At 69.7% G+C, this 23514-nt stretch carries 24 protein-coding genes; 17 read left to right on the top strand and 7 right to left on the bottom strand.

What is annotated here, in order from left to right; genetic code table 11:
* Positions 1-16: 16 nt before the first annotated feature.
* On the bottom strand, positions 17-469 hold the full coding sequence (locus tag ACQ754_RS10815) for a GlcG/HbpS family heme-binding protein (RefSeq protein WP_440997039.1): 453 nt from the start codon (positions 467-469) through the stop codon (positions 17-19).
* 282 nt (positions 470-751) lie between these two features.
* Between ACQ754_RS10815 and ACQ754_RS10810 the strand changes: the two genes are divergently transcribed.
* The 6 genes from ACQ754_RS10810 (at position 752) to ACQ754_RS10785 (ending at position 6291) form a co-directional block, all read left to right on the top strand.
* Positions 752-1144, top strand: a complete 393-nt coding sequence (locus ACQ754_RS10810; protein ID WP_440997038.1) for a phasin family protein — start codon at positions 752-754, stop codon at positions 1142-1144.
* Between the two features lie 140 nt (positions 1145-1284).
* On the top strand, positions 1285-2565 hold the full coding sequence (locus ACQ754_RS10805; protein ID WP_440997037.1) for an MFS transporter: 1281 nt from the start codon (positions 1285-1287) through the stop codon (positions 2563-2565).
* Positions 2566-2655: 90 nt separating this feature from the next.
* Positions 2656-4386, top strand: coding sequence for a 2-oxoacid:acceptor oxidoreductase subunit alpha (locus ACQ754_RS10800; protein WP_440997036.1), 1731 nt, complete (start codon positions 2656-2658; stop codon positions 4384-4386).
* Positions 4386-5225 (top strand): 2-oxoacid:ferredoxin oxidoreductase subunit beta, encoded by an 840-nt coding sequence (locus ACQ754_RS10795; protein ID WP_440997035.1) that lies wholly within the window; start codon positions 4386-4388, stop codon positions 5223-5225. The genes ACQ754_RS10800 and ACQ754_RS10795 overlap by 1 nt, the downstream gene beginning before the upstream one ends.
* 2 nt (positions 5226-5227) lie before the next feature.
* Positions 5228-5734: a ferritin-like domain-containing protein gene (locus ACQ754_RS10790; protein WP_440997034.1), complete on the top strand. Its 507-nt coding sequence runs from the start codon at positions 5228-5230 to the stop codon at positions 5732-5734.
* A gap of 77 nt (positions 5735-5811) precedes the next feature.
* Entirely contained in the window at positions 5812-6291 is a 480-nt protein-coding gene (locus tag ACQ754_RS10785) for a peroxiredoxin (protein ID WP_440997033.1), read from the top strand.
* Between the two features lie 37 nt (positions 6292-6328).
* Here the strand turns inward: ACQ754_RS10785 and mltF are convergent, their stop codons facing one another.
* Positions 6329-7711, bottom strand: coding sequence for a membrane-bound lytic murein transglycosylase MltF (gene mltF / locus ACQ754_RS10780; RefSeq protein WP_440997032.1), 1383 nt, complete (start codon positions 7709-7711; stop codon positions 6329-6331).
* A 108-nt stretch (positions 7712-7819) separates the two neighbouring features.
* Between mltF and ACQ754_RS10775 the strand changes: the two genes are divergently transcribed.
* Positions 7820-8236, top strand: coding sequence for a gamma-glutamylcyclotransferase family protein (locus tag ACQ754_RS10775; protein ID WP_440997031.1), 417 nt, complete (start codon positions 7820-7822; stop codon positions 8234-8236).
* Here ACQ754_RS10775 and ACQ754_RS10770 read toward each other — a convergent pair.
* The 4 genes from ACQ754_RS10770 to ACQ754_RS10755 form a co-directional block, all read right to left on the bottom strand.
* Positions 8227-9069, bottom strand: a complete 843-nt coding sequence (locus tag ACQ754_RS10770; protein WP_440997030.1) for an ion transporter — start codon at positions 9067-9069, stop codon at positions 8227-8229. The genes ACQ754_RS10775 and ACQ754_RS10770 overlap by 10 nt on opposite strands.
* An 84-nt stretch (positions 9070-9153) precedes the next feature.
* A complete protein-coding gene (locus ACQ754_RS10765; protein WP_440997029.1) occupies positions 9154-9546 on the bottom strand; it encodes an NfeD family protein in 393 nt (130 codons plus the stop codon).
* A 7-nt stretch (positions 9547-9553) separates the two neighbouring features.
* Complete coding sequence (locus tag ACQ754_RS10760) at positions 9554-10126, bottom strand: DUF2452 domain-containing protein (RefSeq protein WP_440997028.1); 573 nt, start codon at positions 10124-10126, stop codon at positions 9554-9556.
* Positions 10127-10148: 22 nt separating this feature from the next.
* The gene (locus ACQ754_RS10755; RefSeq protein ID WP_440997027.1) at positions 10149-11351 is read right to left on the bottom strand and encodes an MFS transporter; all 1203 of its coding nucleotides are present in this window, start codon (positions 11349-11351) and stop codon (positions 10149-10151) included.
* Between the two features lie 92 nt (positions 11352-11443).
* Here ACQ754_RS10755 and ACQ754_RS10750 point away from each other — a divergent pair, with 92 nt between their 5' ends.
* The gene (locus ACQ754_RS10750) at positions 11444-12799 is read left to right on the top strand and encodes an alanine/glycine:cation symporter family protein (protein ID WP_440997026.1); all 1356 of its coding nucleotides are present in this window, start codon (positions 11444-11446) and stop codon (positions 12797-12799) included.
* 187 nt (positions 12800-12986) lie between these two features.
* On the opposite strand, the gene ACQ754_RS10745 is transcribed toward ACQ754_RS10750, so the two are convergent.
* Positions 12987-13325, bottom strand: a complete 339-nt coding sequence (locus ACQ754_RS10745; protein ID WP_440997025.1) for a tRNA-binding protein — start codon at positions 13323-13325, stop codon at positions 12987-12989.
* A gap of 96 nt (positions 13326-13421) precedes the next feature.
* Here ACQ754_RS10745 and ACQ754_RS10740 point away from each other — a divergent pair, with 96 nt between their 5' ends.
* The 9 genes from ACQ754_RS10740 to ACQ754_RS10700 all read left to right on the top strand — a co-directional run bounded on the left by ACQ754_RS10740 (position 13422) and on the right by ACQ754_RS10700 (position 23501).
* Positions 13422-13928 carry a Na+/H+ antiporter subunit E gene (locus ACQ754_RS10740; protein ID WP_440997024.1) on the top strand — a complete coding sequence of 169 codons (507 nt, stop codon included), beginning with the start codon at positions 13422-13424 and terminating at the stop codon, positions 13926-13928.
* A complete protein-coding gene (locus ACQ754_RS10735) occupies positions 13925-14197 on the top strand; it encodes a monovalent cation/H+ antiporter complex subunit F (protein WP_440997023.1) in 273 nt (90 codons plus the stop codon). Before ACQ754_RS10740 ends, ACQ754_RS10735 begins: the two co-directional genes overlap by 4 nt.
* Positions 14190-14483 (top strand): monovalent cation/H(+) antiporter subunit G, encoded by a 294-nt coding sequence (gene mnhG, locus ACQ754_RS10730; RefSeq protein ID WP_440997022.1) that lies wholly within the window; start codon positions 14190-14192, stop codon positions 14481-14483. The genes ACQ754_RS10735 and mnhG overlap by 8 nt, the downstream gene beginning before the upstream one ends.
* A complete protein-coding gene (locus ACQ754_RS10725) occupies positions 14471-15379 on the top strand; it encodes a hydrogenase subunit MbhD domain-containing protein (protein WP_440997021.1) in 909 nt (302 codons plus the stop codon). Before mnhG ends, ACQ754_RS10725 begins: the two co-directional genes overlap by 13 nt.
* Complete coding sequence (locus ACQ754_RS10720) at positions 15376-15654, top strand: NADH-quinone oxidoreductase subunit K (RefSeq protein WP_440997020.1); 279 nt, start codon at positions 15376-15378, stop codon at positions 15652-15654. The genes ACQ754_RS10725 and ACQ754_RS10720 overlap by 4 nt, the downstream gene beginning before the upstream one ends.
* On the top strand, positions 15651-17063 hold the full coding sequence (locus ACQ754_RS10715; RefSeq protein ID WP_440997019.1) for a complex I subunit 5 family protein: 1413 nt from the start codon (positions 15651-15653) through the stop codon (positions 17061-17063). The genes ACQ754_RS10720 and ACQ754_RS10715 overlap by 4 nt, the downstream gene beginning before the upstream one ends.
* A 44-nt stretch (positions 17064-17107) precedes the next feature.
* A complete protein-coding gene (locus tag ACQ754_RS10710) occupies positions 17108-18550 on the top strand; it encodes a complex I subunit 5 family protein (RefSeq protein ID WP_440997073.1) in 1443 nt (480 codons plus the stop codon).
* Complete coding sequence (locus tag ACQ754_RS10705) at positions 18547-20178, top strand: complex I subunit 5 family protein (protein WP_440997018.1); 1632 nt, start codon at positions 18547-18549, stop codon at positions 20176-20178. Before ACQ754_RS10710 ends, ACQ754_RS10705 begins: the two co-directional genes overlap by 4 nt.
* A gap of 152 nt (positions 20179-20330) precedes the next feature.
* Positions 20331-23501, top strand: a complete 3171-nt coding sequence (locus tag ACQ754_RS10700) for a sensor domain-containing protein (RefSeq protein ID WP_440997072.1) — start codon at positions 20331-20333, stop codon at positions 23499-23501.
* Positions 23502-23514 lie beyond the last annotated feature (13 nt).

Below are 23514 nucleotides of genomic sequence, written 5' to 3'. Positions count from 1 at the left end.
CCCATGGTCCGGCCTTTCAGGAGGCGCCGGCACGCAGGCCGGCGGCCTCGATCCCGGCCACCGCCACCGCCTCATCGGCGTCCGAGGCGTCACCGCTGACACCGACGGCACCGATGATTCGTTCCTCATCGTCGAGGACCAGCACGCCACCGGCCACCGGTACCGCGCCCTCGCCGGCCGCGGCCGCCACAGAGGCCAGGAAGGCCGGCCGTTCGGTGTTGGCGGCACCGAAGGCCCCGCTGGCGGAGCCCACCCCCAGGGCGGCGCTCGCCTTACCCCGGGCCACCTCGAAGCGGACCGTACCCGCCCCGTCCTCGCGCTCCACGGCGATGGGGTGGCCACCGGCGTCCACCACCACGACGGTCATGGGCTTGAGCTCGCGCCCCCGCGCGGCACGCAGGGCCTGCTCGACGATCACCCGTGCCGACTCCAACGGCAGGGGCGCGCGGTGCTTATAGAAGCCCGCCATACCGGATCCTCCTTTGTCATGGGCAGCGATGCACTCTAGCGTAACGACATGGTCAGCGGAAACGGCGCGGTGCCCTACCTACCAACGCCCGCACCGCGCCATTCTGCTCCGTTTCTCAGGAAGGTTGCATAACGCTCGCCCTCTCAGTGCCTTATAAGCTTCACGAAAAATAGTATATAGGATGGATCACGAGATATTGCGCTGCACCATTTCTGTTGATACGATTCATTCACCGGGTAGGGAAGCCAACCACCGGCAACCAACAGATGAAGGGGATGGAACATGACCGATTTCAACTTTGATCAGATCAACAGCCAGTTCGACAAGACCGTGTTCGCGCCCGCCCGCGAGCTTGCGGCGATGACCCTCGACCACGCCGAGAAGCTCGCTAACTTGCAGGTTGAGGCGGGCAAGGCCTACACGGAGATGACCTTCTCGCAGCTGCGCGGCCTGATCAACGTGCGGGACCAGAAGGGCGTGCAGAGCTACGTGGAGAACCAGCAGAAGCTCGTGCAGAACGTCTCCGACCGCGTTAAGGGCGACGCGGAGAAGGTTGTGGCCCTGCAGCAGGAGTTCGCGGAGAAGGCCCAGAAGACGGTCCAGGACAGCATGTCCCAGGCCGCCGCGAACACCCAGAAGGCCGCCAACAGCGCCAAGGGCGCGCAGGCGCAGTAACGCGACGCACGCGTTACCCGGTCCCCGGGCGCCGGCCCGGGGACTTCCCTTCACTCCCTGCAATCCCTCCGCAGATCCTGGTCGCACACCGGCCGGCCAAGTAGACTATCGTCTTTTTGCGTCCGGAGCCCGTGCCCACGATGAGCACCGCTTTTCCCCCGCTCCGCTTGGCCTGGACCATATGGGGCCTCGGCGCGGCGCTGTATCTGGTCGGTTTCTTTCAGCGAGTCGCCCCCGGCGTCATGGGCGCCGAGCTCATGCACTCGTTCTCGGTGGGCGCCGCCGGCCTCGGCAATCTCTCGGCGTTTTACTTCTACAGCTACGTCGCTATGCAGATCCCCACCGGCCTGCTCGCGGATACGTGGGGACCACGGCGGCTACTCACCGCCGGCAGCCTCACCGCCACCGCGGGCGGTTTACTGTTCGCACTGGCGCCGCAGTTCTGGCTCGCCGGGCTCGGCCGGGCCCTGGTGGGGGCATCCGTGGCCGTTGCCTTCGTGTGCATGATGAAGCTGGCCAGTCACTGGATGCCGGCGCGCCATTTTGCCTTCGCCACCGGCAGCGCCCTGTTCGTAGGCATCGCCGGCGCGGTGCTCGCGGGGGTGCCGTTGGATGTGCTGGTATCGGTGGTGGGATGGCGCGCGGTGATGGCCGGGGTGGCGCTGATCACGGCGGCCCTAGCGGTGGCCATGTGGTGGCTCGTGCGCGACGACCCCGCCGAGCGTGGCTACCAGAGCCACGCCACCGAGCACGCGGACGACGGCCGCGGCTCCGGTGCGCTGCAGACCCTGCTGACGGTACTGCGCTACCGGAACACCTGGCTGCTGACCCTCGCCCCAGGCGGCGTGGCCGGTCCCGTACTCGCCTTCGCCGGCCTCTGGGGCGTGCCTTTCCTGGTCACCCACTATGAGGTGAGCGAAACAACCGCGGCCGCGTACTGCACGGCCATGCTGATCGCCTGGGCGCTGGGTGGTCCGGCCCTTGGGGCCCTTTCCGACCGTATCGGCCGCCGCCGGCCCCTGTACGTGGCAGGCCTCGCGGTGGCCAGTCTCTGCTGGGCGGTGGTCATACTGCTGCCCGCGTTGCCCACGCTGGCGCTGGGCGCATTGCTTACCCTGGCTGGCTTCGCCTCGGGCTGCATGATCATCGGTTTCGCCTACGCCAAGGAGTCGCTACCGGGGAAGTACGGCGGCACCGTGGGCGGGGTAGTCAACATGGGGGTCATGCTCGGCCCCATGGTCCTGCAACCGGCCATCGGGCTGGTCCTGGACGGGCTCTGGGACGGGACCACCGAGGAGGGGCTGCGCATCTACTCCCTCGGCGCCTATCGCGCGGGGTTCCTGCTGATGCTGGCCTGGGCGATCGCCGGCACCATCCTGGTGGCCTTCAGCCGCGAGACCCACTGCCGGCAGACCCCCTGAGCCGCTGCCCGCTACTTGCCCCAGATCAAGCCAGCGCCGCTCGCGGCCTGTAGAATGGCCGCAGGCTCTTTTCGCAGAGGAAACACGAGCATGGGCGACGGATCCATCGGGCTGGCGATCATGGGCAGCGGCGGTACCGGGGTAATGACCGCCGGCCAGCTGCTCCTTGCCACCGCCGCGGATGCGGGCTGGTACGGCCGTATGGGCCGCTCCTTCGGGCCCCAGATCCGCGGCGGGGAGGCAGCGGCACTGCTGCGCCTCTCGCCCCGCCCCATCCAGGCACCGCCGGACCGCTTCGAGCTGGTGCTCGCCTTCGACTGGAGCAACATCGAGCGCTTTGCCGCGGAGATCCCCCTCGACGAGGGCACGCTGGTACTTCATGACCCGGACGCCGGCGACGTCCCCGACCTGATCACCGAGCACGGTCCCACCACGGCCGAGGTCAACCTCCGACAGCTCGCCAAGGGGATCGACGGCGGCCGGGTCAACATGATCGCGTTGGGACTGCTCGGCGCGCTCATCGGCCTGCCGGGGCAACGGACCCGCGCCCGCGTCGAGGCCACCATGGCGGCGCGGGGTAGCGCGAGCGTAACCAGCGCCCTCGGATGCATCGAGCAGGGGGCGGAGCTGGCCGGCACCGTGGATTTCCTCACGCCGTTCACCACGGCGTCGCCGGCGCAGCCGCGCTGGCTGATCAGCGGCAACGAGGCCACCGGTCTCGGTGCCGTGCGCGGTGGCATCCGCTTCGTGGCCGCCTATCCGATCACCCCGGCGACAGAGGTCCTGGAGTGGCTCTCCCCGGAACTACCACGGCTCGGGGGCTGCCTGGTTCAGGCCGAGGACGAGCTCGCCTCGGTGAACATGTGCATCGGGGCGAGCTTTGGCGGCACCCCCGCGCTCACGGCGACCTCGGGGCCAGGGCTGGCGCTGATGACCGAGGGGATCGGCCTCGCAGTGGCCTCGGAGACGCCACTGGTGGTGGTAGACGTGATGCGCGGCGGCCCCTCCACGGGGATCCCCACCAAGTCCGAGCAGGCCGACCTGGACATCGCGCTGCACGGCCTGCACGGCGATGCGCCGCACCTGGTGATCGCGCCCAATGGCCTCGAGGACTGCATCCATGCCACGCAGTGGGCCACCAGGCTGGCCGAGGCCTTGCAGGCGCCGGCCGTCGTCCTCACCGATCAGGCCATGGGCCAGACCCGGGCCATCATCGACCGGCCCGCGGAACGGGACTTCCAACTGGGCCGCCGCATCGCAGGCGAGGGCGACCTGGAGGACTACCGGCGCTATCGTGACACCGCCGACGGCGTCTCCCCCATGAGCCTGCCCGGCACTGCCGGCGGCGAATACACCGCCGACGGCCTGGAGCACGACGAGGGCGGCACCCCCTCCTCCCGTGGCGCCGACCACCAGGCGCAGCTCGACAAGCGCCGACGCAAGCTCACGGCCTTCGACTACGGCGACTATTGGGCCGATGTCGAGGGCGAAGGGCATGTGGCCCTCATCACCTGGGGCTCGGTGACCGCCGCCGCCCGCGAGGCCGCCGAACGCCTTACCACCGGCGGCTATGCCTGCCGGCTGATCTCGCTGCGCCTGCTCGCGCCGGCGCGTCCGAAGGCTATGGCACAGGCCCTGGCGGGCGTCGAGCGCGCCCTGGTGGTGGAGCAGAGCCACGACGGGCAATTCCTGCGCCATCTCCGGGCCCACTACACCATCGACGCCGATCTGGTGCCCCTGCACCGGCCGGGCCCCATGCCGCTGAGCCCCGGGGAGATCGTCTCCGCGGTGGCCGGGCTGTTCGACAGGGAGGCGGTCTGATGCCGGAAACCGCACTGCGACCCAAGGACTACAAATCCGGGGTGAAGCCCGTCTGGTGCCCCGGCTGCGGGGACTTCGGCGTGCTCAATGCCCTGACCAAGGCACTGGCCGGGCTGGAGCTGCGAGCCGAGGAGGTCGCCTTCATCTCCGGGATCGGCTGCTCCTCGCGACTGCCGGCCTACGCCGCCGTCTACGGCTTCCACGGCGTCCACGGTCGCGCCCTGCCGGTGGCGACGGGCCTCGCCATCGCCCGCCCGGAGCTCACTGTGGTGGCCATGGGCGGCGACGGCGACGGCTTCTCGATCGGCGGCAACCACTTCCTGCATGCCTGCCGGCGCAACGCCAACCTCACCTACGTGGTGATGGACAATGCCGTCTACGGCATGACCAAGGGGCAGGCCTCACCGACCACCCATGCCGACTGGGAGGGTAGCAAGCTCACCCCGGAGGGCACCCACGTGCCCGCCCTGCGTCCGCTGGAGCTGGCCCTTAGCGCCGGCGCGGGCTTCATCGCCCGCGGTTTCTCCGGCGACCCCAACACCCTCGCGCGGCTCATCGCCGAGGGCATCGAGCACCCCGGCTTCGCCTTCATCCACGTGCTCTCGCCCTGCCCCACCTACCGGCCGGAGCAGATGCAGTACAAGTCCCACGTCCACGGCGGCTTCGAGCCCACCGACGACCGCCGACAGGCCTTCCTGCAGCTGCTCGACGACGACGAGTTCACCCAGGGGCTGCTGTTCCGCAGCACCGCCCCGGCCTATACACCGGACACCGCGGAGTCGGCGGACACCGCGAGCATTGCCGAGCAGTTCGCCGTGGCCCCGCCGGGGGGAGGTTGACCATGGAATCCGTTGCCTTCTTTCTCGCCCATGCCGTGACCCTGGAGGAGGACGCCGCGGACCGCTACGACGAGCTCGCCGACGCCCTGGAGGTCCACAACAACCCGGATGTGGTGGATCTGTTCCGCAAGATGGCCCACTACTCGCGGCTGCATCTGGCCGAGGCCCGGGAGCGGGCCGAGGCCGAGGGCGGGCTGCCCAAGCTCAAGCCCTGGGAGTATGAGTGGCCCGGCGACGAAAGCCCCGAATCCGGGGCCATCGAGGCGAGCCATTACCTCATGACCCCGGCCCACGCCCTGCGCCTGGCCCACGAGGCCGAGACCCGGGCGCATCGCTTCTACGCCGCCTGCGCGGCGGGGACCGAGAACCCCTCCCTGCGCGAGCTCGCGGAGGCCTTCGCCGAGGAGGAGGCCGGACACGCCCGGGAGCTGGAGGGCTGGATGGCGCTCTACCCGGAACCGCCCGCCGACTGGGACGAGGACCCGGACCCGCCGGTGTCCGTGGACTGACAGCGCCGGCGCGCTATGGCGCCGAGCGGGAATGCTGATACCTTGGGCGGTGACCCAACCCACCCAAGGAGGCAACCATGAGCATTCAGGTCGGCGACCGTATCCCCAGCGTCACCGTCAAGACCAATGGGCCCGACGGCTCCCCCGAGGACCTTTCCACCGACGAGCTCTTCGGCGGCAAGCGGGTGGTCCTATTCGGTGTACCCGGCGCCTTTACCCCGGGCTGCTCCAACACCCACATGCCCGGCTTCGTGGTCCATGCCGACGAGATCCTGGGCAAGGGAGTGGACACCGTCGCATGCATGGCGGTCAACGACGCCTTCGTCATGCACGCCTGGCAGAAGGATCAGAACGCGGAGCGCATCACCATGGTGGCCGACGGCAATGCCGAGCTCACCCGCGCCCTGGGGCTGGAGATGGACGCCAGCGGCCCGGGTCTCGGCACCCGCTGCCAGCGCTTTGCACTGATCGCCGACGACGGGGTCGTCCAGTACCTGGGCGTGGACCCCAAGGGCGTGGACGCAAGCAGCGCCGAGACGGTACTCGCCAACCTCTAGGACAGGGCAACCGGCGCCGGGGCACCCCGGCGTCCGGCTACCGGCTGGCCTGCTGGAGCTGGCCCCGTAGCACGTGCAGGTACTCCCGCACCCGCGCGACGTAGCGCACCGGCTCGGTGCCACGGGCGTAGCCGTACTTGAGCTCCCGGTAGTATTGCGGATCCGCAAGCAGCGGCAATACCTGTTTGATATCCCGCCAGTGATAGGGGCTCAACCCCTTCTGCCGCGCCAGGGTCTGGGCGTCGTGGAGATGGGCACGGCCGATATTGTAGGCCGCCAGTGCCAGCCATGTCCGGTCCGGCTCGGTGACCTCATCGTCAAAGCGCGTGCGCAGGTGTGCGAGGTAACGGGCTCCGCCCATGATGCTCTGTGCCGGATCCAGCCGGTCGTCCACGCCCATGGCCTCCGCGGTGGCCTCGGTAAGCATCATGATCCCGCGCACGCCGGTGGGACTGCGGGCGTCGGCCCGCCAGTGCGACTCCTGATAGCCCTGGGCGGCGAGCAACAGCGGCGGCAGGTCGTGTTCCCGGGCCGCCTGCTGGAACAGGGAACGGAAACGGGGCAAGCGCTCATCGATGCGCCGGATATAGCGGGCGATGTCCACATAGTCGAAGACCTCGAAGAACCCGTAATAGCGCTCCTGCAGCCGCGCCAGGCGCCCCTCTTCCCGGTAGCCGTCCAGCCACTCCGCCGCCGCCTCCCGCAGGGCATCCGAGCCCGCGGGCAACAGCCACCCCAGGGATTGCTCGCGGCTGAGGTTGAATGGCGCGATGAGCTCCGGGTAGTAGCGGCGATTGATATCCACGATGGTCGAATCGGCGACCGTGCAGTCGATCTCGCCCAGCCAGACCTTGTGCAGCAAGGTCTCCGTGTCCGCGTCTTCGGTGGCCCGCCAGGTGAGCTCCGGGTGATCCCGACGGAGGGCCTCCAGGCGCTCGACATAGCTGGAGCTGGCGATCACGACGATCTCCAGATCCTCCAGCTCAGCGACGGACTCCGGCTGGACGTTATCGCGCCGGCAGACCACCTGCTGGGTCACCGGCTGATACGGCGGGCCGAAGAGGAACGCCTCGCGTCGTTCCGCGGTAATGGTCAGACCCGCGGCGGCAAGGTCCGCCTCGCCATGGCGCAGCCCGTCGATCACCGCGTCGACGGTGGGCGCCACCCGGAACTCCACCGCCACGCCCAGGGCCTCCGCGAAGGCCCTGGCCAGGTCGTGCTCGGGGCCCGTCGGCTCGCCGTCGCGGCCAATATAGTAGGTGGTGGGGGCATTGCGGGTAAGCACCACGAGGCGGCCGGAGTCGCGAACGCCCTCCAGGCCACGAGCCCCCGCGTCGCGCTCCGTATACGCGTCAATCGCGAGGTAGGCCGCGGCGGCGATCGCGGCCAGGATGATCACTGCCAGGGTATTGCGACTCATCGCCACCCGTCCTTGCCGGGATAGCCCCTGACTATACAGCATGAGGGCCATGCCATCCCGCCACGCCGCGGGATCACACCGACGTCAGGAACACGGAGCGCAACGCCGATGCCATTGAAGGTCTTCGCCTACGGCACGCTGATCACCGGGGCCCTGGACCGGGAGGTCGAGGCCTTGCTGCGCCGCAGCCTCCTCGCGCGCCACCCGGCCCGCCTCCGGGGCCGGCTCTACGACCTCGGCGATTATCCGGCGGCAGTGCCCACCGCCCACGGCCGGGAACACATCATGGGCGAGCTCCTCGTGCTCACCGGCGGCATGGCGACCCTGGCGGTGCTCGATGCCTACGAGGACCACTCTCCGGAGTGCCCGGAGCGCGGCCTGTTCCGACGGCGTCGGGCCACCGTGCAGCGCAGGGACACCGGCGGCCGGGAGCGGGCGCTGGTCTACTGGTACAACGCCGGACTCGCACGGGCCCGGCGCATCCCGGGCGGGGACTGGCGCCATCGGGCCTTCGGTCAGTCCTGAGTACGGCCCGCCGAGGGGGTATCGCCCTCGAGCCGGTCCAGGCGGCGGCGGATGGCACGCAGCTCCGAGAGGATCTCGCGGCGCTCTTCAACGGCCTGCCGCTCGTCGGCCTCGCGCTTGGCGTCCTCCTCCTCCCAGTGGGCCGACTGCATGGTATTGACGATGATGCCGATGAAGAGATTCAGGATGGTGAAGGCGGTGATCAGGATAAAGATGACGAAGTACAGCCAGGCGAAGGGGTAGGCCTCCATCACCGGCCGCGCAACCCCCATGGACCAGCTCTCCAGGGTCATGACCTGGAACAGCGTGTACATGCTCGCGCCAAGGCTGCCGAACCACTCGGGGAAGCGCTCCCCGAACAGCTCGGTGCCCATGACACCGAAGACATAGAACACCAGGCCGAGCAGGAAGGCGATCCAGCCGATGCTCGGGATCGCCGCGAGCAGCGACTCGATGATGTGGCGCAACCGCCGAACCGTCGAGAGCAGACGCAGCACCCGCAGGATGCGCAGGCTCCGCAGTATGGCGAACGGGCCTGCCTCGGGCACCAGGGCGATGCCGACGATCACCAGGTCGAAGACGTTCCAGCCACTGCGGAAGAACCGCGGCCCCCAGGCGAACAGCTTGATCGCGATCTCCGCGGCGAACACCGCGATGATCACGGCCTCCAACCCATCCAGGACCGGGCCGATGCGCGCCACCACCGCATCCGAGGTCTCCAGGCCCAGGGCGATGGCGTTGAGCACGATCAGCACCACGATGCTCCAGTGGGGCACCGGCGACTCGATCCACAGGCCGGCACGATGGCGCCAGCGCCAGAGGGTATTGATCACGGGACGCTTCGATCCTTCCGCCGATTGGGGGACGCCGAGAATCTGCCTGAACCGATCCCGTCGGACAAGCCAGGCCGCGAGCGGCTACTCACCCGAGCCTTTGGGACGCACGGTCAGCCGCAATCCCGCGGCGGCGATCACCACCACCGCCGCCCCGGGCTCGACCGCCGCATCGCCCTCGGCCCGCGCCCGCCAGCGCTCCCCGGCGATCCGGACCCAACCCTCCGGGTCGAGGCGGCCCACCGCCACCCCCTCGCGGCCCACCAACGCCGCCGCCCCGGTGGGGACGTCGTCGTGGAGGGCGTGACGGTAGAGGGGATAGAGCACGGCGTCCTTGACCAGCCAGCCGGCGGCGATCAGCCCCGCGGTGGGCGGCGCCAGCCACCCGGCTCGAACCGCCACCAACAGACCGATCGCCACCAGCCCGAGCTCCGGGAGCTGGATCAGTGCGTAGCGGGCTACCAAGGGCAGCCGCACCGCTCGCTCACCCCTCGGCGCCTTGGTCGGAGAGCAGCCCCCGGGCCTCGTCGTAGGACAGCCCACTGATCCCGGCCCGGGACATGGAACGCCCCAGGGAATGGGCCAGGGCGAAGGCGAACGCGCGACGGTAGAAGGAAAAGCCCGACTCGTGGACAGGCAGCACGTCATCGACGGTCTCCGCCTCCTGCAAGCGTCGCTCGAAGGCGTCGCGTTTGGTCTCCAGGAAACGCTGGAAGGCCGGGTCCGCCGCCACCTCGTCGGCGAGCTCCAGGGTCCAGGTCATATCCGACTGCAACTCGCAGGCCCCGATATAGCGCCCGGCCACGGACTCGCTCCACTCCTGCGGCGGGATCATGGAAAGCCAGAACCGGTCGGGCTTGCGATAGAGGTGATAGCGCTTGCCCGGCACGGGCTTGAAGCGGAACTCGCTCTCCAGCACGAACAACGAGGTGAACAGCTCCGTGGAGACCTGTTCGATAGGCTTGGGGGGGACCGAGGCAACGGCCGTCCGTTGCTCGGTAAGCGTCGCCAGAACCGGTGCCCCACCCTTGCCCTGGGGGTTGGGATTCCTGCTCATGGCTTTTGGTCTCTCGTCTGCATCAGCTCAACGTATCATCCATTGCCGCAGGCGCCAGCGCTCGGAAGCGGGGGCCAAGCCCCACCCACGCGATGCCCGCAAGCACCAGCGCCAGGAAGGGCAACACCGTCAGGTTAAGCGCCACCCAGCCGATACCATCGAGCAGTGAGCCCGACGACAGCGCGGTCACGGTTACCGTGCCGAAGACGATGAAGTCGTTACACGCTTGTGCCCGGCCCTTCTCCGACTCCGTGTAGGTCTCGGTGAGCAGGGTGGTACCGCCGATGAACATAAAGTTCCAGCCCACCCCCAGAAACACCAGGGCGCTCCAGTAGTGCCAGACACTGCTGCCGGTGGCGTTGACCCCCACACAGGCGAGCATCAGGGCGACACCGGCGGCCATCACCGTGAACACGCCGAGCCGGCGGATCAGCTCGCCAGTAAAGAACGAGGGCACGAACATGGCGAGCACGTGCCACTGGATGACGAAGGCGGTCTCCGTGAACGGATGGGCGTGGCCCTGCATGGCGAGCGGCGTGGCCACCATCACCACGTTCATGACCCCGTAGCCGACGGCGGCGCTCAACACTGCGAGCACAAAGCGCGGCTGGCGGGCGATGACGCCCAGGGGCCGGCCACCATCCCCCCGCGCCGCTCGCGGCGGCAGCGGTATGCGCAATGCGGCAATGGCCGCGAGCCCCACCAGGTAGATGCCGCCGAGGACGAGGTAGCTCCCGGCGAACTCCGCTGGCAGCAGCCCCCGGGTCCAGGCACCGAGATTGGGACCGAGGAATCCGGCCACGATACCACCGGCGAGCACCAGGGAAATGGCCCGGCCGGTACGCCCGCCCGGTGCCACATCGGCGGCGGCGAAGCGGTAGAACTGCCCGGAGCCGTTGAAGGCGCCGAGCAGCACCGCCGCCACGCAAAACAGCAGGAAGTGGCCACCGGCGATGGCCAACGTCGCCAGGACCACCCCACCCAGCCCCAGGGCCATGCCAACGAGGAAGCCGGCGCGCCGGCCCCGGCGCTGCATGAACAGCGAAACGGGCACTGTGGCCACCGTCATGGCCAGAAACTGCAGTCCCAGCGGTACCGTGGCGAGCACCGGGGAATCCGCGAGGCGCGCGCCCACCAGTGCCGAGGTGGCGACCAGCAGGGAGGTGCCGGTCATCAGCACCGCCTGGCACAGCGCGAGCAGGATGATGTTTCGGTACGGGTGCATATCCTCCAGCCCGGGGCGTTCACATTCACGAGAAGGTCGAGTATGTTGCGCGCCCTCATCGCCAAAGACAACCGAGGGGATTTGGAACATCCATGGACACCCTGAGCGCATTTCTCGGTAACGTCAGCGGATTCGTCTGGGGCCCGGTCATGCTCATCCTGCTGCTGGGCACCGGCCTGTACCTGACCATCGGCCTGCGGGCCATGCCGATCCGCCGCATCGGCTACGGCTTCCGTCAGCTCCTGAGCGGACGCCGGGTGGTGGAATCCGATGAGGGCCAGATCACGCCCTTCCAGGCCCTGGCCACCGCGCTGTCGGCCACCGTGGGTACTGGCAATATCGGTGGCGTGGCCACGGCCATCGCCCTGGGCGGACCCGGCGCGGTGTTCTGGATGTGGATCACCGCCCTGGTAGGGATGGCCACCAAGTACGGCGAGGCGGTGCTCGCGGTGAAGTACCGCGAGGTCGACGAGGACGGCCGCTACGTGGGCGGGCCCATGTACTACATCAAGAATGGCATGGGTGAGCGCTGGCGCTGGCTCGGTGCCCTGTTCGCCCTGTTCGCCATGGTGGCCGCCTTCGGCATCGGTAACACGGTGCAATCCAATGCCGTAGCCGACGTCATGCAGACCAATCTGGCGGTGCCCGCCTGGCTGACGGGCGTGGTGCTCGCAGTGCTGGTGTTCTTCGTGATCATCGGCGGCGTGCGCCGCATCGCCCGCCTCGCCGAGCGGCTGGTACCCTTCATGGCCATTGTCTACATGCTCGGCGCCCTGGTTGTAATCGTTCTCAACCTGCCGGCGGTACCGGCGGCGCTGGGACAGATCGTCGCTGACGCCTTCACCGGCACGGCCGCCACCGGCGGCTTCGCGGGGGCCGCGGTGATGGCCGCCATCCGCTTCGGCGTCGCCCGCGGCATCTTCTCCAACGAGGCCGGCCTGGGCTCGGCGCCCATCGCCCACGCCGCGGCGCGCACCAGCGACCCGGTGCGTCAGGGCACGGTGGCCATGCTCGGCACCTTCATCGACACCATCGTGGTCTGCACCATGACCGCCCTGGTGATCGTGCTCACCGGCGTCTGGGAGACCGGGGAGACCGGTGCGGGGCTCACCTCCCTGGCCTTCGGCGAGGGCGTCGCCGGCGGCAACTGGGTGGTGACCTTCGGCCTGGTGGTGTTCGCCTTCACCACCATCGTCGCCTGGAGCTACTACGGCGAGCGCTCCGCGGAGTACCTCTTCGGTGTCCGCGCGATCATGCCGTACCGCTACCTCTGGGTGGTGCTGCTGTTCGTTGGCGCCGTGGCAAACCTGGGCATCGTCTGGCTGATCGCCGACATCCTCAACGCGCTGATGGCCATCCCCAACCTGATCGCGCTATTGGCGCTCTCCGGCACCATCTTCGCGGTCACCCGGGACTACTTCCAGCGCGAGGAGCGGCAGCGCGGCTAAGGGGAAATGGCGGACTTCGTCCGCCCTACCCGCCCGACCGGGCGTAGGGTGCATGGAGCGAAGCGTAATGCACCAAGCCGAGACGGCGGACGTTGTCCGCCCTACTCGCCCGTCGGGCGTAGGGTGCATGGAGCAAAGCGCAATGCACCAGGCCGAACCCCCCTGTCGGGGGAATCCGTCCCCGGCCCTATAGTAACCGCGTACCCAGGGGCACCTCGCGGTCGGGCACGCACAGGGCCACGTCGCCGTCCTCGTTGTGGAAGCCGGTGACCAGGCACTCGGACATCACCGAAGCGATCTGCTTGGGCGGGAAGTTCACCACCGCCACCACCTGGCGGCCAATCAGCGACTCTGGTTCGTAGAGCCCCGTGATCTGGGCGCTGGACTTGCGCACCCCGATCTCGGGGCCAAAATCCACCCGCAGCAGGTAGGCGGGTCGGCGCGCGCCGGCGAGGGGCTCGGCGTGCTCGATGCGCCCCACCCGCAACTCGACCTTCAGGAAATCCTCGAAAGCGATCGTCTCCATGGTCCTCTCCCCACGTTGAACGGCGCCGGCAACGAGGTTACCGTTCGCCTTCGTGCGAAGGGGACTGTAGCGCATGCCCACGCATCGGGGACACGGATGACGCTCAATTACATCGCCCTGCGGACGCCCTGGGCCGCAATCGCCGGCCGCCTTTTGTTGTTCTCGCTTCTCTGGCTGGTGCTCACCGATGCGGCCACCTCCGGACTACCCTTCGGGCTGGCCGCGGCGGTGGCCGCCACCGTGTTGTCGTTGCGTCGCGGCAGCGGGGATTGGCCGCTGCGACCGCTTGGCTGGCTACGCTTCGCCCCCTGGTTCGTGGCGCGCTCGTTGGCCGGTGGCTGGGACGTGCTACTCCGCGCCCTGCGCCCGGCCCGCCCCTTGGCCCCGGACTGGGTGACGCTGGAGCTGCGGTTGCGAACGCCGGCGGCGCGCCACCTGCTCGCGGCGACGGTGAGCCTGCTGCCGGGGACACTGGCCGCCCGCATGGATACCGGGGCCCTCAACGTCCACGTCCTCGACCGGGAGCTACCGGTCACCGCCAGCCTACGCGAGCTCGAGCGCCGGATCGGCGACCTCTTCGGCGAGGAGCTGCCCCGGCAATGAGCACGGCCTGGGTCCTCGTGGCCATCGCCATCCTCGCCTCCCTCGCACTGGGGCTGGTGCGGGTCGCCGTTGGTGGCGATCCGGTGAACCGGATGATGGCCGCCCAGCTCCTGGGCAGCGGCGGGGTCGGGGTGCTGCTGGCGCTCACGGCGGCCACCGATACGCCGGTGCTGGTGGACGCGGCCCTGGTGTTCGCAGCACTGGCGGCGGTGAGTGTGGTCGCCTTCGTTCACCGTATCTGGCGATCCGGACCACCCTCCGATGATTGAGCTCGCGGCGATCTTGGTCGGGGCTGCCGGGGCCGTGTTCTTCCTCGGCGGCAGCATCGGACTGTTGCGCTTCCCCGATGTCTACACCCGGCTCCATGCCCTGACCAAGGCGGACAATCTCGGCCTCGGACTGCTGGCGCTGGGGGTAGGCATGCATCAGGGCCAGTTCTGGCTCGGGCTGCGCCTGTTCCTGGTATGGTTGCTGATGATGGCGGCGAGCACCGTGGCCTGCCACCTCTTGGCAGGGGAGGCCCTCCGCGAGGGACGTACCGCATGGCGACGTTGAGCCTCTTCGACGCCCTGCTGGCACTCACCCTGGCGGTCGTGGCGATCGCGGCGCTTACCGGCACCGGCCGCTTCCGCGCCATCGTCCTGTTCGTGGTCTTCGGGCTGCTGCTGGCCCTGGCCTGGGCGCGACTCGGCGCCGTTGACCTCGCCCTCGCGGAGGCGGCCATCGGGGCGGGCATCACCGGGGCGCTGTTCATGGCCGCCCTGGACCGGCTGCGCCGCTGCGGGTCCGCCGCCGACCCGCCAGGGCGCGGCCTCACCGCGGTGATCATCGGCGCCGTCCTGGCCACGGCCACCGGTGTCCCCGCCCTGCTTGCCCTGCCGGCGGCTTCACCCGCGCCCATGGCGGCGAGCCTGCCAGCCACCGGGGTCACCCACCCGGTCACCGCCGTGCTCCTCGCCTTCCGCGCCTGGGATACCCTGCTGGAGGTGGCCGTGCTCTCCGCCGCCGGGCTCGCGGTCTCCGCGCTCGGGCCGCCGAGCGCCCCGGCGCAAGGCCGGGCGGCTGCCTTGCAGCGGGCACTGCTCGGCCTGGTAGGGCCGTTCCTGCTGGTGCTCGCCGTCTATTTCCTCTGGCGCGGCGGCCACGGCTCCGGTGGCGCCTTTCAGGCCGGGGCGCTGCTGGCCGCCGCCGGGATCTTCCACCATCTCACCCACCATCCCGGCGCCCTCACCCACCCCGCACCCTGGCAGGGGCCAGCCAGCGCCGCAGGACTCGGTGTATTCACCCTGGCGGCGCTGGCCAGCATCGCCCTGGGCGAACCGCTTCGCTGGCCGGCCGAACAGTCCAAGGCCTGGATCCTCACCGTGGAGGCCGCTGCCGCGCTGTCCATCGGCACGCTGCTCACCCGGGTGTTCGTGGGCGGGGCCCCCAGCGAGGGGGCGTCGTCATGACCTCTGCCATCTATCTGGCCACCGGCGTGTTCCTCACGGTGCTCGGCGGCGCCGCCGCCTTCGTCCACCGGGACATCGTTCGGCGCCTGGTGGCGTTGAACATCGCCAGCGGCGGGGTCTTCCTCCTGCTGGTCGCGACGGCGGAGCGTGCCGACGCGGATCCGGTGGCGCGGGCACTGGTGCTCACCGGCATCGTGGTGGCGGTATCGGTCACCGGCGTTGCACTGGTATTCGGCGTGCGCCTGGCCGAGCACGGCGACGAGGGGCAATCATGAGCCCCGGCGCGGGGCCCGCCGTGCTCACCGTGGTGCTGCCGCTCGCCGGCGCCGTGGCCGCCTGGCTCCGACCCTCCGCCGGGGCCGCCGCGGGTGTATCGAGCGGCCTCGGCATCGTGGCAACCGTACTCGCCCTGGGGATCCTAGTGGCGGGCTCCGGGCCGGTACCATTCGTCCCCGGGGCCTGGCCCGCGGCGCTGGGCATCGCCCTGTCGGTGGATGGCACCGCGATGGTGTTCCTCATTGCCGGGGCAACCACCGGCATGGCGGCCACCATCCACGCCCGGGGCTATTTCGGCGCGGCCCACCCCTTCTGGGCGCTGTGGCTGCTGTTATGGGCCGCCTTGAACGCGGTATTCCTCACCGCCGATGCCTTCAACGCCTACGTCGCCCTGGAGCTCGCCGGCCTCACCGCCGCCACCCTGGTGACCCTGGGGGGTGGCCGGGCCGCGCTGGCCGCGGGCCTGCGCTACCTGATGCTCTCCCTGGTCGGGGCCACGGCGTATCTGGCCGGTGTGGCCTTATTCTACGGTGCCACCGGTTCCCTGCGCCTGGCCGACTATGCCGATGCCCCCAGCGGCGCCGTCACCGCCGCCGGCACGGCGCTGGTGCTGACGGGGCTGCTGCTCAAGGCGGCGATCTTTCCCCTCCACGGCTGGCTGCCGCCGGCCCACGCCCGGGCCCCGGGGCCGGTAAGTGCCGTACTCTCCGCCTTGGTGGTGAAGGCGGCGATCTACCTGGCCTGGCGCTGGCTCGATGCCCTACCCCCGGCCCTCATACCAGGGACCGCGGTCCTGGCTGCGGCCGGTGCCGGCGCGGTGATCTGGGGCTCGCTGCAGGCCCTGCGGGTCGGCCGACTGAAGGCCATCGTGGCCTACTCCACGGTCGCCCAACTCGGCTATCTCGCCATCGGCCTGGCGTTGCTCCGGCACTCGCCTCTGGCCGCCACAGGGGTGGCATGGATGGCGTTGACCCATGCCCTCGCCAAGGGCGCCGCCTTTCTGGCTGCGGCCAACGTGGTCCGCGCGGCCGGGCATGACCGCTGGCCCGCGGCCGCCGGTGCCCTGCGGGCGCAGCCCCTGAGCCTCGTCACCTTCGCCCTGGCGGCGGTCAGCCTCGCCGGTCTGCCACCATCCGGGGGCTTTGTGGCCAAGTGGTACCTGATGACCACCGCCATGGAGGCGGGCCACTGGCCCTTGGCATTGGTGCTCGCCGGCGGCGGGCTGCTCGCGGCGGCCTATCTCTACCGCATCCTCCAGCCGGCCCTCGATCCTCGACCCGGCGGCATGGCCGGCGTCCCGCCGGGCCGGCTGATGCAATACTCCGCCCTGGGCCTGGCGCTGGCGGTCACGGCCCTGGGTGTGGCCGTGCCCTGGCTGCCAGGGCTGATGGCGGGGGACGGGCCGTGACCGCCGCCCTGCCTACCCTCGCCGTCACCATCCCGCTGGCGGCCATGTTATTGATCTTTCCCCTCTCGGAGGATCACCGGCGGCTGCGTACCCGGGTGAACCTGGGGGCGGCCCTGCTCAAGCTGGCCCTGGTGGTGGGGATGTTGGTGCTCGTCGCCGACGGCGCCCGGCTGGAGGCGGCCCTGCCCTGGCTGCCCGGTCGCGAGTTGGTCCTGCGGGTAGACGCCCTGGCGCTGCTCTTTCTTTCGCTGTCCTCGCTGCTATGGCTGTTCACCACCATCTACGCCATCGGCTATCTGGAGGGCTCACCCAACCGCAGCCGCTTCTTCGGCTTCTTCAGCCTCTGTGTCGCCGCCACCGCCGGGATCGCCCTGGCGGGCAACCTGCTGACCTTTTTCTTTTTCTATGAGCTGCTTTCGCTTGCCACCTACCCGCTGGTCATCCACCGCGGCACCGCCGAGTCCCGCCGCGCCGGTGCCGCCTACCTCCGCTATACCCTCGGCGGCGGGGCCCTGCTGCTGCTAGGGATCGTGTGGTTCGAGACCCTGGCGGGTCCGGCGGATTTCGCGGCGGGCCCGGGGCCGGCGGTGGACGCGCTGGCCACCACCGCGGCCTTCGGCACGTTCTGGTTGATGATCGCCGGGGTCGGCGTCAAGGCCGCCCTGGTGCCGCTGCACGGCTGGCTGCCCCAGGCCATGGTGGCCCCGGCACCGGTGAGCGCCCTGCTCCACGCGGTGGCGGTGGTCAAGGCCGGCGCCTTCGGCGTCGTACGCGTGGTCCATGATGTCTACGGGGTGGGCAACGCCGCCGCACTGGGCCTGCTGCCGGGGCTGGCCGTAGTGGCCTCGGTAACCATCCTCTGGGGCTCGATCGCGGCCCTGCGCCAGGGCGAGCTCAAGAAACGGCTGGCCTATTCCACCGTCAGCCAGGTGGCCTATATCGCCCTCGGGGTGGCGATGGCGGGACCGCTGGCCCTGGTCGGCGGCATCGTCCACATCATCCACCAGGGCCTGATGAAGATCACGCTGTTCTTCGGCGCCGGCAACCTGGCAGAGACCCTGGGCATCCATCACGTCCATGAAATGGACGGCGTGGGGCGTCGTATGCCGCTGACCATGGCCGCGTTCACCGTAGGGGCACTGGGGATGATCGGCACCCCCCCGCTCGCGGGCTTCGTCACCAAGTGGTATTTGGGCCTCGGTGCCCTGGAGGCGGGCATGGGTTGGGTCATCGCGGTGCTGGCGGCAAGCAGTGCCCTCAATGCCGTGTACTTCCTGCCGCTGCTCTATCGGGCCTGGTTCCGCGAGCCCGTCCCGGGACACTGGCACGATGAGGGCCGCGCCGGCGCGCTCGAGACCCGCTGGACTCTGCTCCTGCCCCCGGTCTTCACCGCCCTCGGTGCGCTGGGGGTCGGTGTGCTGGCCGGCAGCGACGTCAGCCCACTGGCCTGGGCGGATCTGGTCGCCACGAGGATCTACCGCCAATGATCCGTGGGCTACTCCTGCAGGCGCTGTTCCTTGCTATCCCCGCCGTTCCCCTGCTTTGGGCAGTGCTTGCCGCGATTCCGGCCACGCGGCCGCTGGCAGCGCGCACTCTGGTGGTGACCGTGGTGCCGGCGCTGGCCGCCGCGCTGCTCCTGCCCTCAGGCACCGGGATCCACACCGCCGGGCTGCTGCTGGGCACCGAGTGGCGTCTGGACGGGCCGATCCGGCCGCTACTGGTGGTCACCGCACTGCTGTGGGCAGCGGCGGCCTGGCACGGACGCGGCTACCTGGGCGAGGACGCCGAGCGCTGGCGCTTCGACGGCTTCTTCGCCCTCACCCTGGCGGGCAACTTGGGGCTGCTGGTCGCCATGGACCCGGTGACCTTCTATACCTGCTTCGCGCTGATGAGCCTGGCCAGCTACGGCCTGGTCGTCCACACCGGCAGCGACGAGGCGCTGCACGCGGGGCGGGTCTACATCATCATGGCGGTGGCTGGCGAGGTGGCACTGCTCGCGGGAATGCTCGGGGTCGCCGGAGGCATAGCCGGGCTCTGGCCCGCCCTCTGGGCGGGGCTCGCCATCAAGGCCGGTGTGGTACCGCTGCACCTTTGGCTCCCACTGGCCCATCCCGCGGCACCGGCGCCCGCGAGCGCCGTGTTGAGCGGGGCCATGATCAAGGCGGGGCTGGTGGGATGGCTGCGTTTCCCGCCGCCGGAGGCCATGGCGATCGAGGCCGGAACGACGATGGTGGTGCTCGGGGTCACCGGTGCCCTCGCCGCCGCATTGGTGGGAATCACCCAGCGACGGCCCAAGACGGTACTGGCCTACTCGTCGATCAGCCAGATGGGGGTGATGGCCGCCGCGCTGGGCCTGGCATGGCGGTATCCCCCACTGGCCGACCCGTTGCAGGTGGCGGTGATCGCCTACGCCGTCCATCACGCGCTGGTAAAGACCACCCTGTTCCTGGCGGCGGGGTGGCTGGAGCGCAGCGGCGGGTGGCCGCCCCGGGTGATACTCGCCGTGGCCGCGCTGGTGATGGCAGGGCTGCCCGCCACCGGCGGGGCCGCCGCCAAGGCGGTGCTCAAGGATGCCCTGGCCCAGCTCCCGACCGGGGCCGACTGGGCGACGACACTGCTGACCGCCAGCGCGCTCGCCACCGCGCTGCTCATGGGGCGACTACTGGTCTGTGCACGCCCACCCGGGACCCCGCGGCCACCATCCCGAGCCATGGCGCTGGCCACGGGGGCGATGCTCGCCCTCACCCTCGCCGCACCGCTGACCTGGGGGACCCTGGCGACAGGGACCGGGGCATCCGTCACCAAGGGCCTGTCCGGCACCCTTTGGCCGTTGCTCCTGGCCGCGGTCGCCAGCGCAGTCCTGGCCCGTGTACAGGGTCTGCGCCCATGGGGTCCTCACCTGCCCGCTGGCGACCTCCTCGCCCTCCTCCCGGTCCCGCCGCGCCTACCGTGGTCGCGGCCACCGGCGTCCCGGGCCTGGCAGCGGCTGTTACGGGAAAGGCGCGACCGCATTGCCGGCCGGCTCCACCGCGGGGAAGACCGCCTTGGGGCCTGGACGGGCACGGGGGCCGCGCTGCTGGCGGTGCTCGCGGCCGTGGTCCTGACGCTGCGTTAACACGACCGCGCCGATCCTCTGGACCTGCCCCCCACGTCGGCCTACCCTGAAGGCACCCGGTTATGGGGGACGGGGCTCCGGGACGCGCGGCGACTTTCCTTCCCAACGGGCTGCCATGGGCCGAACAAGGAAGCGGGCACGGCGTGAACAGCATGTGGCAAGGCCAAGGCCCACCACGGGCGATCCTGGTGATCGGCGGTGGCTATCTACTCTTCGGGGTGCTGTGGATCCTGCTCTCCGATGCGATAGTCCAGTGGCTGGCGCCCGATCCCGAGACCGTCACCCGCTGGCAGACGGGAAAGGGCATCGCCTTCGTCGCCCTAAGCACCGCCATCCTGATGGCCCTGGTCGCCTACGAGGGCCGACGCAGCCGGTCGCTGAGCAACTACTGGCACACCCTCATCGACCATGCCCAGGAGGGGTTCTGGCTCATCGATGCCGAGGGGCGCACGGTGGAGGTCAACCGCGCCATGGCGGCCATGCTCGACTGCGAGCCCGACGAGGTCATCGGTGCACATCCGGCGAGTTTCACCGACGACGAAGGCCAGCGGGTCTTCCGGGAGCACATCGGCGACAAGGGAATCCCCGGCCGCCGCCACCGCGAACCCGGGCCGCGACGCTACGAGCTCACTTTGATCTCACGACGCGGACGCCGCGTCCCGGTGCTCATCCACGCCACGGGCCTGCGTGATTACCGGGGATGGCTAACCGGTTCGTACGGCTTCGTCACCGACCTCACCAGCATCCGCGAACAGGAGCGGGAACTGCGTCTGAGCCGCCACGCACTGGCCCACAGCTTTGACGCGATCTTCCAGACCAATGCCGCCGGGCAGATCATCGACGCCAACCAGACCGCCTGCACCACCCTCGGCTACAGCGAGGCGGAGCTCACCACGCTCCACGTCTCCGACGTGGATCCCAACTTTCCTCCTTCCGCCTGGCCGGCGCACTGGCAACGGCTGACCGAGTGCGGCCACCTGCGCTTCGAAAGCGAGCACCGCCGCAAGGACGGCACCCTGGTCCCGGTCGAGGTCGGGCTCACCCATTTGCGCTACGACGACCGGGAATACGCCTTCGCAGCGGCCCGGGACATCACCGAGCGCCGGGCGGCGGAGGCGGAGACGGAACGCATCAACCGCGCCCTCCACTCGCTGAGCCGGGCGAACTCCGCCCTGGTCCACGCGCAAAACGAATCCGACCTGCTCGAGGATGTCTGCCGAGCACTCACGGAGGTTGGCGGCTATCCCGTGGCCTGGGTGGGCTGGGCCGAGCAGGATGAGGCCCGCACAGTGCGTCCTGTGGCGGTCACCGGTTCGGCCCGGGACTACGTCCGCGAGCTGCAGGTCACCTGGGATGACAGCGACACCGGCCAGGGACCCAGCGGCACTGCCATCCGCACCGGCCACTCCCAGGTAAGCCGGGATATCACCGCGGATTGGACCTACGCCCCCTGGCGGCAGCGGGCCCTGCGACACGGCCTCGCCTCCTCGGCGGCCATACCGATCCACGGCGACGCGGGGGTACTGGGAAGCTTGAACGTCTACTCCGCCACCGCGGGTGCATTCGATCCGGCGGAGATCACCCTCCTGGAGGAGCTGGCCACGGACATCGCCTATGGCATCCAGGCGCTGCGATTGCGCGCCGAGCACCAACGCCAGCTCGCCGAGCTACGGCTCGCGCAGACCGTCTTCGACCACAGCGCCGAGGGCATCGTCGTCACCGACCCACAACAGCGGATCGTGGCCGTCAACCGCGCCTTCACCCGGATCACCGGCTACAGCGAGGAAGAGGTTCGGGGACGGACGCCGACGCTGCTGCACTCCGGGGCGCAGGACGACGCCTTCTATCGACGCATGTGGGACGAGCTCCATAACAACGGCGTCTGGCAGGGGGAGATCTGGAACCGACGCAAGAACGGTGAGCCCTATCCGGAATGGCTGACCATCAGCGAGGTGCGCGACGAGGCCGGCGCCCTGGTGAACTACATCGCCGTCTTCGCCGACATCACCGAGGCCCACCAGACCCGCGAGGAGCTGGCCTTCCGCACCTATTACGATCATCTCACCGAGCTCCCGAATCGCGCCCTGTTCCACGAACGGCTCGGCCACGCCCTCAGCGTCACCGACAGACGCCAGGAGAGGCTGGCCGTACTGCTGCTGGATCTGGAAGGCTTCGGCGCCATTAACGATGGCCTCGGGGCCGAGGCGGGCGACGAGGTGTTGCGCCAGGCCGCGCGGCGCCTACAGGATGCCGTGGCCGCCGGCGACACCGTCGCCCGCAGCGGCGGTGACGAGTTCCTCATCCTGCTGGAGAACCTGGACCGTAGCCGGGATACGGCGGGGGTGATCACCGCGGTACTTGATGGCCTGCGCGAGCCCATGACCGTGGCGGATCAGGTGCTGCGACTGTCCGCCAGCGTCGGCGTGGCTGTCGCGCCCACGGACGGCGAGGATACCGACACCCTGCTCGCCCGGGCCGCCACCGCCCTGCATCGCGCCAAGCAGGAAGGGGGCCGCCGGGTCCGGTATTTCCAGGCGGAGCTTCAGGCCAGCGTTCAGCGCCGGGTCCAGCTGGAGGAGGCGCTCAAGGTCGCGGTCGACCAGCAGCAGTTGGAGCTCTGGTACCAGCCACAGGTAACCCTTGGAGACGGGCAGATATTCGGGGCGGAGGCCTTGGTCCGCTGGCGCCACCCGGAATGGGGCGTGCTCTCCCCCGCGGAGTTCATCCCCCTCGCCGAGGAAACGGGCCTGATCGTGCCCCTCGGGGACTGGGTTCTGGATGAGGCCGTACGGCAGTGTGCCGAGTGGATCGAGGCCGGTTATCCAGTGTCACGGGTAAGCGTCAATGTGGCACCGGCGCAGCTGCAGGCCGCCGGATTCCCGGGGCAGGTCATGGCCACGCTGGCCCGGCACGCCCTGAATCCGGAGCGGCTGGAGCTGGAGATCACCGAGCAGGGATTCCTCGCCGATATTGAACACGCCCGCGAAAACCTGGCGCGGCTGGCGGATGCCGGCACCCGCCTCGCCATCGACGACTTCGGCACCGGTTACAGCTCGCTCGCCTATCTCAAGCAGCTCCCGGTGAATACCCTGAAGATCGACAAGACCTTCATCGACGGGCTACCGGACGACGACAACGACCGCTCCATCGTCTCCGCCATCATCGCGGTGGCCCGTGCCCTGGACCTGGCCATCCTCCCGGAGGGCGTGGAGACCGCCGAGCAGGCCGAATGGCTGGCCGAGAACGGCATCACGCAGGCGCAGGGCTTTTACTACGGACGGCCGCAGCCCCCGGGGGAACTCGCCGGCCGTCTGTCCGTCTAGGGCCTTCCGCCGC

Source organism: Arhodomonas sp. SL1 (assembly GCF_052060015.1).
Classification (GTDB): Bacteria; Pseudomonadota; Gammaproteobacteria; order Nitrococcales; family Nitrococcaceae; genus Arhodomonas.
This window is presented reverse-complemented; position numbering and strand designations above follow the sequence as displayed.

Bases quoted from the DNA above. Each gene is read 5' to 3' on its own strand.
- ACQ754_RS10815 (WP_440997039.1), bottom strand. From the start codon at position 469: ATGGCGGGCTTCTATAAGCACCGCGCGCCCCTGCCGTTGGAGTCGGCA.
- ACQ754_RS10810 (WP_440997038.1), top strand. From the start codon at position 752: ATGACCGATTTCAACTTTGATCAGATCAACAGCCAGTTCGACAAGACC.
- ACQ754_RS10805 (WP_440997037.1), top strand. From the start codon at position 1,285: ATGAGCACCGCTTTTCCCCCGCTCCGCTTGGCCTGGACCATATGGGGC.
- ACQ754_RS10800 (WP_440997036.1), top strand. From the start codon at position 2,656: ATGGGCGACGGATCCATCGGGCTGGCGATCATGGGCAGCGGCGGTACC.
- ACQ754_RS10795 (WP_440997035.1), top strand. From the start codon at position 4,386: ATGCCGGAAACCGCACTGCGACCCAAGGACTACAAATCCGGGGTGAAG.
- ACQ754_RS10790 (WP_440997034.1), top strand. From the start codon at position 5,228: ATGGAATCCGTTGCCTTCTTTCTCGCCCATGCCGTGACCCTGGAGGAG.
- ACQ754_RS10785 (WP_440997033.1), top strand. From the start codon at position 5,812: ATGAGCATTCAGGTCGGCGACCGTATCCCCAGCGTCACCGTCAAGACC.
- mltF (WP_440997032.1), bottom strand. From the start codon at position 7,711: ATGAGTCGCAATACCCTGGCAGTGATCATCCTGGCCGCGATCGCCGCC.
- ACQ754_RS10775 (WP_440997031.1), top strand. From the start codon at position 7,820: ATGCCATTGAAGGTCTTCGCCTACGGCACGCTGATCACCGGGGCCCTG.
- ACQ754_RS10760 (WP_440997028.1), bottom strand. From the start codon at position 10,126: ATGAGCAGGAATCCCAACCCCCAGGGCAAGGGTGGGGCACCGGTTCTG.
- ACQ754_RS10755 (WP_440997027.1), bottom strand. From the start codon at position 11,351: ATGCACCCGTACCGAAACATCATCCTGCTCGCGCTGTGCCAGGCGGTG.
- ACQ754_RS10750 (WP_440997026.1), top strand. From the start codon at position 11,444: ATGGACACCCTGAGCGCATTTCTCGGTAACGTCAGCGGATTCGTCTGG.
- ACQ754_RS10745 (WP_440997025.1), bottom strand. From the start codon at position 13,325: ATGGAGACGATCGCTTTCGAGGATTTCCTGAAGGTCGAGTTGCGGGTG.
- ACQ754_RS10740 (WP_440997024.1), top strand. From the start codon at position 13,422: ATGACGCTCAATTACATCGCCCTGCGGACGCCCTGGGCCGCAATCGCC.
- ACQ754_RS10735 (WP_440997023.1), top strand. From the start codon at position 13,925: ATGAGCACGGCCTGGGTCCTCGTGGCCATCGCCATCCTCGCCTCCCTC.
- mnhG (WP_440997022.1), top strand. From the start codon at position 14,190: ATGATTGAGCTCGCGGCGATCTTGGTCGGGGCTGCCGGGGCCGTGTTC.
- ACQ754_RS10725 (WP_440997021.1), top strand. From the start codon at position 14,471: ATGGCGACGTTGAGCCTCTTCGACGCCCTGCTGGCACTCACCCTGGCG.
- ACQ754_RS10720 (WP_440997020.1), top strand. From the start codon at position 15,376: ATGACCTCTGCCATCTATCTGGCCACCGGCGTGTTCCTCACGGTGCTC.
- ACQ754_RS10715 (WP_440997019.1), top strand. From the start codon at position 15,651: ATGAGCCCCGGCGCGGGGCCCGCCGTGCTCACCGTGGTGCTGCCGCTC.
- ACQ754_RS10710 (WP_440997073.1), top strand. From the start codon at position 17,108: ATGTTATTGATCTTTCCCCTCTCGGAGGATCACCGGCGGCTGCGTACC.
- ACQ754_RS10705 (WP_440997018.1), top strand. From the start codon at position 18,547: ATGATCCGTGGGCTACTCCTGCAGGCGCTGTTCCTTGCTATCCCCGCC.
- ACQ754_RS10700 (WP_440997072.1), top strand. From the start codon at position 20,331: ATGTGGCAAGGCCAAGGCCCACCACGGGCGATCCTGGTGATCGGCGGT.